Annotated in this window: 7 protein-coding genes; 4 read left to right on the top strand and 3 right to left on the bottom strand. The window is 64.4% G+C overall.

Going from position 1 to position 7,077, the window contains the following annotated elements:
- Nucleotides 1-102, bottom strand: a 102-nt coding sequence (locus J7573_RS19220; RefSeq protein ID WP_294338853.1) for a hypothetical protein, incomplete at its 3' end; no start/stop codon positions are given.
- Between the two features lie 255 nt (nt 103-357).
- Here J7573_RS19220 and J7573_RS19215 point away from each other — a divergent pair.
- From J7573_RS19215 to J7573_RS19200, 4 genes are all read left to right on the top strand, one after another.
- Nucleotides 358-2,328, top strand: coding sequence for a sigma-54-dependent Fis family transcriptional regulator (locus J7573_RS19215; RefSeq protein WP_294338846.1), 1,971 nt, complete (start codon nt 358-360; stop codon nt 2,326-2,328).
- Between the two features lie 66 nt (nt 2,329-2,394).
- A complete protein-coding gene (gene mpl, locus J7573_RS19210) occupies nt 2,395-3,744 on the top strand; it encodes a UDP-N-acetylmuramate:L-alanyl-gamma-D-glutamyl-meso-diaminopimelate ligase (RefSeq protein ID WP_294338844.1) in 1,350 nt (449 codons plus the stop codon).
- On the top strand, nt 3,741-4,370 hold the full coding sequence (ubiX, locus tag J7573_RS19205) for a flavin prenyltransferase UbiX (protein ID WP_060509549.1): 630 nt from the start codon (nt 3,741-3,743) through the stop codon (nt 4,368-4,370). Before mpl ends, ubiX begins: the two co-directional genes overlap by 4 nt.
- A gap of 8 nt (nt 4,371-4,378) precedes the next feature.
- Nucleotides 4,379-4,654, top strand: coding sequence for a YceK/YidQ family lipoprotein (locus tag J7573_RS19200; RefSeq protein WP_103448817.1), 276 nt, complete (start codon nt 4,379-4,381; stop codon nt 4,652-4,654).
- 3 nt (nt 4,655-4,657) lie between these two features.
- Here J7573_RS19200 and J7573_RS19195 read toward each other — a convergent pair whose 3' ends face one another.
- A complete protein-coding gene (locus J7573_RS19195) occupies nt 4,658-5,302 on the bottom strand; it encodes an oxidoreductase (RefSeq protein WP_152956239.1) in 645 nt (214 codons plus the stop codon).
- A 27-nt stretch (nt 5,303-5,329) separates the two neighbouring features.
- On the bottom strand, nt 5,330-7,063 hold the full coding sequence (locus J7573_RS19190; protein WP_294338826.1) for a C13 family peptidase: 1,734 nt from the start codon (nt 7,061-7,063) through the stop codon (nt 5,330-5,332).
- Nucleotides 7,064-7,077 lie beyond the last annotated feature (14 nt).

Genomic DNA, 7,077 nt, shown 5'->3' with positions numbered 1-7,077 from the left:
CTGGCCTTTGACCGGGGCCACGAACTCACCGCCGATGAAGTTGCCGTAGCGGCTCTTGAAGGAAACCTTCGCGCCCTCGGTACCGGGATGTGCGTAACGCATGGTGTGTCTCCTGGCTGTTATGTTTGTTGAGGAGTTGAAAAGCGTAGAGCAAAGGTTGGGCCAGCGTGGTGCACCCATGTGGAATCAATGACTTGGGTCATGCACAGGTGCTGCGGTAAGGCGCGCTGTGCCAGGCCTGGCACGGCCGGAGTGACACTTTGTACCGTTTGCGACACGTGGCCGGCGGGTACGTTGCAAAGCCTGCGCGGGTGGAGGATGCTGGCGTGAATCTCTATCTGCGGAGAACAACAACAAATGCAGAGCAATTCATTCAGCCGCCATGCCCAGCAAGTGCATACCGTTGCCCGTGGCGAAGCGGGTAGCGATCCTTCCATTGCCCGCTCCTGGCTGCGCTGCCTGGACGACTATCACCTCGACCCGTCAGTGATCGAGGCACCTGTGGTGCTTGAGCACGGCCGCCTGCTGGAGAGCCGCGAACGCCTGCGCCAGGTGCTGAAGATCGCCGACAACGAAATGAACAGTCTGCACCAGCAGCTATCCGGCGCCGGCCATGCGGTGCTGCTGACCGACGCCCGTGGGGTGATCCTCAACTGTGTCACCGCGCCCTCCGAGCGGCGCAACTTCGAGCGCGCCGGGCTGTGGCTGGGGGCCGACTGGAGTGAGGCCCGCGAGGGCACCAACGGCATCGGCACCTGCCTGGTCGAGCGCCAGGCCCTGACCATTCACCAGAATGAGCACTTTCGCGGTCGCCATACCGGGTTGACCTGCTCGGCGAGCCCGGTGTTCGACCCGCACGGTGAACTGCTGGCGGTGCTCGATGTGTCTTCGGCACGGCCGGACGTGTCGCGCCAGAGCCAGTTCCACACCATGGCGCTGGTCAACCTCTCGGCGAAGATGATCGAGAGCTGCTATTTCCTGCGTCATTTCGAGCAGCAGTGGTTGCTGCGCATTCACGTGCAGGCCGAGTCGGTCGGCCAGTTCAGCGAAGGGTTGCTGGCGTTCGACGGCGATGGCCGCATTTGCGCCGCCAACCAGAGCGCGCTGAACCTGCTGGGCACCATACGCGGCGGCGTGCTGGGCAAGCCGCTGGAAATGTTCTTCGCCTGCAGCCATGACGAGCTGTTCAGCCGTGCCACGCCAGGCGGCAGTACGGTCTGGCCGTTGCACACCCGTGATGGCCGCCAGGTGTTCGCCAGCCTGCGCGGGCAGGCGAGGGCACCGCTGTGGACGGTGCCGGCCAGCCTGCCCCAGGCCAGGCCCGCAGCGGAGCCGGGCATCTGCCTGCTGGACCCGGCCTTGCAACATGACTTCTACCGTGCCGTGCGCGTGTTCGAGCGCGATGTGCCGCTGCTGCTGCGCGGCGAGACCGGTTGCGGCAAAGAGGCCTTCGCCCAGGCCGTGCACCAGGCCAGTCAGCGCCATGGCAAGCCGTTCGTGGCGGTGAACTGTGCCTCGATCCCCGAGAGCCTGATCGAGAGCGAGCTGTTCGGCTATCGCGGCGGCAGTTTTACCGGCGCGCGCAAGGAGGGCATGCGCGGCAAGCTGCTGCAGGTCGATGGCGGTACCTTGTTGCTGGACGAGATCGGCGACATGCCGCTGGCGTTGCAGACCCGCCTGTTGCGGGTGCTGGAAGAGCGCCAGGTGGTACCGATTGGCGGTGAGCCGCAGGCGGTGGATGTACGCATCGTCAGTGCCACCCACCGCGACCTGCTGGAGCGGGTGGAGCAGGGCAGTTTCCGTGAGGACCTGTACTACCGATTGAATGGCTTGGAAGTGGCGCTGCCAGCGGTGCGCGAGCGGAGTGACAAGGAGGCGTTGCTGGACTTTCTGTTACGCCAGGAGGCGCAAGGGCAGGTGGTGCAGTTGGCGCCGGAGGCGCGGCAGGCGCTGCTGAGCTTTGCCTGGCCGGGCAACGTTCGGCAGATGCGCAATGTGTTGCGGACCTTGGTGGCACTGTGCGAAGACACCATCATCCGGTTCTTGGACCTCCCCTCCATCATCAGGGCATACGCGCCCTCTGTGGGATCGGGCATGCCCGCGAACGAGGGCAACGCCCTCGCCTTGCACCGCCGCTCCCACAAGGCCGGTGTCGAGCCTGAAGTTTCGGTGGGCGTCGATGTATTGCAGAGCGCCGAGCGTCAGGCATTAATGGACATCCTGGAGGCAAAACACTGGCACTTGACCCGGGTCGCCGAGCACCTGGGCATCAGCCGCAATACCTTGTATCGAAAACTGCGCAAACACGGCATCGCCAGGGGCGTCTGAGCAAAACACCGGGTGCGATTTCCCGCGCCCTGGGCTACCCTGCCTCGAAGTTTTGCGAGGTCGACCATGCATATTCATATTCTCGGTATTTGCGGCACTTTCATGGGTTCGCTGGCCGTGCTGGCCAAAGAGCTCGGCCACCGCGTCACCGGCTCCGACGCCAACGTCTATCCGCCCATGAGCACCCAGCTCGAAGCCCAGGGCATCGAGCTGACCCAGGGTTACGACCCGGCTCAGCTGGACCCTGCACCTGATCTGGTGGTGATCGGCAACGCCATGTCGCGGGGCAACCCGGCAGTGGAGTACGTGCTGAACAAGGGCCTGCCTTATGTGTCCGGCCCACAGTGGCTGGCCGACCATGTGCTGCAGGGCCGCTGGGTCCTGGCCGTGGCGGGTACCCACGGTAAGACCACCACCAGCAGCATGCTGGCCTGGGTGCTGGAGCATGCCGGCATGAGCCCGGGCTTCCTGATCGGCGGTGTGCCGCAGAACTTCTCGGTGTCGGCGCGCCTGGGCGGCACGCCGTTCTTCGTGGTCGAGGCCGACGAATACGACAGCGCCTTCTTCGACAAGCGTTCGAAGTTCGTGCATTACCACCCGCGCACCGCGATCCTCAACAACCTTGAGTTCGATCACGCGGACATCTTCCCGGACCTGGCGTCCATCGAGCGGCAGTTCCACCATCTGGTGCGGACCATCCCGAGCGAAGGCCTGGTCATTCACCCGACCACCGAGCAGGCGCTGGAGCGTGTGATCGGCATGGGCTGCTGGACCCCGGTGCAGACCACCGGTGAAGGTGGCCAGTGGCAGGCGCGCCTGCTCAGCGCCGATGGCTCGCGTTTCGAGGTGCTGTTCGAAGGTGAAGTGCAGGGCGTGGTGGACTGGGCCCTGACCGGCCAGCACAACGTCGCCAACGCCCTCGCCACCCTGGCCGCTGCCCGCCATGTGGGCGTGGTGCCGGCCATGGGCATCGACGGCCTGAGTGCGTTCAAGAGCGTCAAGCGGCGCATGGAGAAGGTTGCTGAAGTGCAGGGCGTGACCATCTACGACGATTTCGCCCACCACCCGACTGCCATCGCCACCACCCTCGACGGCCTGCGCAAGCGGGTTGGTGAAGCACCGGTCATCGCCATTATCGAGCCGCGCTCCAACTCCATGAAGCTCGGCGCCCATCGTGACGGCTTGCCGGAAAGCGTGAACGATGCCGACCAGGTGATCTGGTACGCGCCCGCCAACCTGGGTTGGGACCTGGCTGCCACTGCTGCGCAGTGCAAGGTGCCAAGCGTGGTCGCCAACAGCCTCGATGCGATCATCGAGCGGGTCAAGGGCCAGGCACGCCCGGGCACCCATGTGGTGATCATGAGCAACGGCGGCTTCGGCGGCCTGCACGGCAAGCTGGCTGAGGCCTTGAAGTGAGCGGACCGGAGCGTATCACCCTGGCCATGACCGGCGCCTCCGGGGCGCAGTATGGCCTGCGCCTGCTCGATTGCCTGGTGCGCGAAGACCGTGAGGTGCATTTCCTCATCTCCAAGGCCGCGCAACTGGTGATGGCCACCGAGACCGACGTGGTCCTGCCGGCCAAGCCGCAGGCCATGCAGGCGTTTCTCACCGAATACACCGGTGCTGCCGATGGGCAGATCCGCGTATACGGCAAGGAAGACTGGATGTCACCGGTAGCCTCGGGCTCCGGTGCGCCAGCGGCGATGGTGGTGGTGCCGTGTTCTACCGGTACCTTGTCGGCAATCGCCACCGGCGCCTGCAACAACCTGATCGAGCGGGCCGCCGATGTCACCCTCAAGGAGCGTCGGCAGTTGATCCTGGTGCCGCGCGAGGCGCCGTTCTCGACCATTCACCTGGAGAACATGCTCAAGCTGTCGCAGATGGGCGCAGTGATCCTGCCGGCGGCGCCGGGGTTCTATCACCAGCCGCAGACCATCGATGACCTGGTCGACTTCGTCGTGGCGCGCATCCTCAACCTGCTGAACATTCCGCAGGACATGCTGCCGCGCTGGGGCGAGCATCATTTCGGGGCTGACGATTGAGGCGTTTCATGGCCGGGTTGCTGGCGGCAAGCCTGCTCGGCGGCTGCGCCACGGTGCGCACGCTGGATGCCAACAAACCAGGGGCACCGGTGGTATACGCCGGGACCCGGCTGGACATGTATGTGATCAATGGCGGGTGCTGCCCCAAGGATCGCTTCGGGGCAGAGGCGCCAGCGTATCCGCACCTGGACCTGCCTGGCAGCATGCTGCTGGATACCCTGTTCCTGCCGCTGTCATTGCTGACGGCGGCAGGCATAGGGTTTCAGGCTACGGGCGGCCTGTAGGGGCTATTTCTTGCCGAGTTTGCGCAACTCGTCGGACTCGATGACCCGAATGCCGTCCTCTTCCTCCAGCGCCAGGCGCCAGAGTGCGCGGGCCAGGGTACAGGCTTCGATCCCCCGGTACTTGCCAGGCATCAACTTCGAAAACGGCGATGCCAGCTTCTCACCGAGCCGTGGCTGTATCCGTTCACCCAGCAGCAGCGATGGCCGCACGATGGTCAGTTGTGGCCAGTCCTGAGCCTTGAGCGCTTCTTCCATCTCGCCCTTGACCCGGTTGTAGAAGATCGGTGATTTGGGGTCGGCACCAATCGCGCTGACCACCAACAGATGGCGCGCCCCCATTTCCCGCGCGCGCTTGCTGAAGGCGACGACCATGTCCAGATCGACGGCGCGAAACGCTTGCTCCGAGCCCGCCTGCTTGAGGGTGGTACCCAAGCAGCAATAGGCAATATCGACCCGACCGGCCAATTGTGGGAGAAACACTGCCGGGTCGCCCACCGGGTTTTCCAGGTGAGGGTGTTCGGCCAGTGGCCGACGGGTCGGTGCCAGCACGCGACTGATGGTGGGTTCGTTGAGCAGGCGGTCGAGCAGGTGCTCACCAGTAAGGCCGGTAGCTCCGGCAAGCAGGACATGCTGAGGCGTCAAATACATGATGTCTCTCCCTTGTTACACACAAGCTTAGCGGCTGGCAGGCGTTTTTGCCTGTTCCTCGGCCTTGGCCTGTGCCGCATTACGCAAGGCTTCTTCGGCCTGTTGCTTACGCAGTTGCTGCCAGTGTGCCAGCACTGCGGGCGGAGCCCAGAATTGTGGCTCGGAGGCTTCGAAACCTTCCCTTCGTTCTCTTTCGGCAACACTGGTGCGTGCCAGTTCAAACGCTTGTTTCAGGTCGTCGGTCTGGTTCAGGGCCTCGGCGAACAGGGCATCGCCGAAGTAGGTGAAGTCAGCTTCTTCCGAACAACCGAACGATACCCGGTCGGCACGTGCCGCGGTCATGATCACCGTGCGCTCATCCTTCAGCGGGGCGATGTAGCCACCTGAATAGCAGGCGGAGATGACAATGATCTTGTCGCGGTCCTTGAGCGGTGCCAGGGCGCTGGCCAGTTCGTCGGCGGACAGATCGGCCAGTTGCAGGCGTGGCTGGTCGAGTACCAGTTGGTGGTCCTCGCTGCCGTGGCTGGTCAGGTAGATGAAAATCAGGTCTTCCGGACCGCTGCGCTCGGCCAGGGTGCGGGCGGCGCGCGTAAGGTTCTCGCGGGTGGCCATGGGCCGGGTGGCCATCTGGTCGCGGTGGTTGACCAGGGTGACCTGGCCGCTGGCACCGAAACGCACCTTGAGCATGTTGCTGACATAGTCGGCTTCGCGCAGGAACACGCTCTGCTGGCCATCGCCGGCCATTACCAGGCTGTACAGCTGGATAGGCGACGCCGAGCGCGGTACCCGGGCCAGGGCTTCTTCGAGCAGGCGGCCCTGGTTGAGCAGGGCCAGGTCCAGCGGGTCGGGCAGCAGTTTGCCTTTCTGGTCGCGAACGCGCACGCCATTGACCCAGGTGCCGCTTTCGACCTTGCCATTGGCCAGGGTCAGCTTGCCGTGACCTTGGTAGGCATCGCTATCGAAACCGCCAACGTACTTGCTGCCATCAGGCAGTTGCAGGCTGCCTTGGCCGGACAGGCGCCAGTCGATGAACGTGCCTTTGTAGTGGCTGCCGTCGCTGCCGAGCATTTCGCCTTCGCCGATCAGTGAGCCGTCCTTGAAATCGCCGATCCACACGTCGCCGTCGGCATTTTCATAACGGCCGCGGCCTTCCAGGCGGTTGTCCTTGAATTCACCGATGTATTGCTCGCCATCGACGCTGTCGTAGGTGCCGCTGCCTTGCAGCTGGCCATCGACGAAGCGGCCGCTGAACTGGTTGCCGCTGGCATCGCTGCGCACACCGGCGCCATTGGGCTTGCCTTTGGCGAACAAGCCTTGGTAACGGCTGCCGTCGGCCATTTCCAGTTCGCCTGCACCTTCGTACTGGTCGTCCTTGAACTGGCCGCGGTAGGTCTGGTCGGCCTGCTTGAGGCTACCTTCGCCGTCCCGCCGGCCGTGGCTGAAAGTGCCGGCATAGTGGCTGCCCGGGGTGGTCAGGTCGCCCAGGCCATGAAACAGCCCTTTGTCGAACTGGCCCCGGTAGATCTCGCCATTGCTGCCGTGCCATTCGCCCTGGCCATGCCACTGGCCGTCCTTGAAACTGCCGGCGTACCAGCTGCCATTGGGGTAGTCGATGCGCCCCTCGCCCTGCAGCAAGCCATCGACCACCTGGCCCCGGTAGCGGCCACCATCGGGCAGGCGCGCGTCGGGCGGGGACAACGACTCCCCATCGCCACAGGCAGCGAGCATCAGGGTCAGTGCGAGGGGGAGCAGTGGACGCATGGCGGAATCCAGGC

The sequence above is a fragment of the Pseudomonas sp. genome (genome assembly GCF_017744435.1).
Taxonomy (GTDB): domain Bacteria; phylum Pseudomonadota; class Gammaproteobacteria; order Pseudomonadales; family Pseudomonadaceae; genus Aquipseudomonas.
This window is presented reverse-complemented; position numbering and strand designations above follow the sequence as displayed.

Excerpts from the sequence above, each read along its gene's own strand:
- J7573_RS19215 (WP_294338846.1), top strand. The coding sequence starts at position 358 with ATGCAGAGCAATTCATTCAGCCGCCATGCCCAGCAAGTGCATACCGTT.
- mpl (WP_294338844.1), top strand. The coding sequence starts at position 2,395 with ATGCATATTCATATTCTCGGTATTTGCGGCACTTTCATGGGTTCGCTG.
- J7573_RS19200 (WP_103448817.1), top strand. The coding sequence starts at position 4,379 with ATGGCCGGGTTGCTGGCGGCAAGCCTGCTCGGCGGCTGCGCCACGGTG.
- J7573_RS19195 (WP_152956239.1), bottom strand. The coding sequence starts at position 5,302 with ATGTATTTGACGCCTCAGCATGTCCTGCTTGCCGGAGCTACCGGCCTT.
- J7573_RS19190 (WP_294338826.1), bottom strand. The coding sequence starts at position 7,063 with ATGCGTCCACTGCTCCCCCTCGCACTGACCCTGATGCTCGCTGCCTGT.